Here is a 1,070-nt window from a genome sequence, read left to right on the forward strand (position 1 = left end):
CGGCAGCGTCTGAGGAATGAGTGATGCAAACGAATCTGACGAACAGCACTACCGGCGAGGACGTAACTAACCTGCTTAACTGCTACCATATCAGTCAGTTACAGTACCTCGAAGTCAAAGACTTAGAAGCGATTAAAGGCATTACCGATCGCTGGCCTCTGTTGGCGCAAAGTTTGGTTACGCCAAAAGAACCAGACACAGAACATACCGCTGCAGCCTGAAAGTATTAATACCAACGTGATGTAATAAATTATTCTTCAAAGACGAACTCTTATAACCAAAAAATTAGTTGCCACCCCAAAGCCACACACATTTAGAAATAATGCGATTGTAGACGAATAATATTTCACGAGACACAGCGATAAAACGCGACGTAAATAAAAATAAAGAAATAAAAAACCAATATAACCACAACACAGCAGAATAAAAAAACAGTCAGACAATACAATTTAGCAAAAGGAACGGTTAATCATGCCAGTCATTGCTATTCAGGGGATCCGTGGAGGATGCGGGACAACTACCGTCGCCGCAGGGCTGGCTGCCACCCTGCAAGCAATGGACTATCCGGTATTACTGTGGGATTTAAGCCCGCATAATCTGCTGGGTCAGCATGTCGGATTAGGTTTTCATATCAATACCGGTTGGGCGCAAGCTATCACCGAGCAACGACCTTGGTATCAGGCGGCGTTTGCCACCGGTTACCCGAATCTGTTGCTACTGCCATTTGGTCGGCCCACAAACTTTGCAGCATTAGATACGCTACCCTCCACTTGGCTACAACAGGCGGTAAGCAGCCTGGCGCTGGATCGGCGCACTTGGATCATTCTCGATATTCCACGCTATCCGCTCACCTTTGCCCAGCAAGCGCACGACATCGCCGATTTATGGCTACATGTCACCGAAGCGGATCCCGCCTGCCATGCACTGATGTATAGCGCCGCCCATCCAGCCGAGATGCTTACGCAACAGCAGGTGACGCCTGACGCCGCGGCGCTGGATCATCACTATTGGCTCGTCAATCGTCACCATACCTATCCCCAGCTGTCGCGCGATATCTGGCAACTGTGGCA

Annotated in this window: 2 protein-coding genes; both read left to right on the forward strand. The window is 49.0% G+C overall.

The annotated features are described in order from the left end of the window. Positions 1–23 precede the first annotated feature (23 nt). Positions 24–221: a hypothetical protein gene (locus ACRC27_RS06695; RefSeq protein WP_010862936.1), complete on the forward strand. Its 198-nt coding sequence runs from the start codon at positions 24–26 to the stop codon at positions 219–221. Between the two features lie 250 nt (positions 222–471). Then, positions 472–1,070, forward strand: a 599-nt coding sequence (locus ACRC27_RS06700) for a cellulose synthase operon protein YhjQ/BcsQ (protein WP_438639477.1), incomplete at its 3' end; no start/stop codon positions are given.

It is taken from the genome of Plesiomonas sp., from assembly GCF_051650925.1.
Classification (GTDB): Bacteria; Pseudomonadota; Gammaproteobacteria; order Enterobacterales; family CAMTGL01; genus Plesiomonas.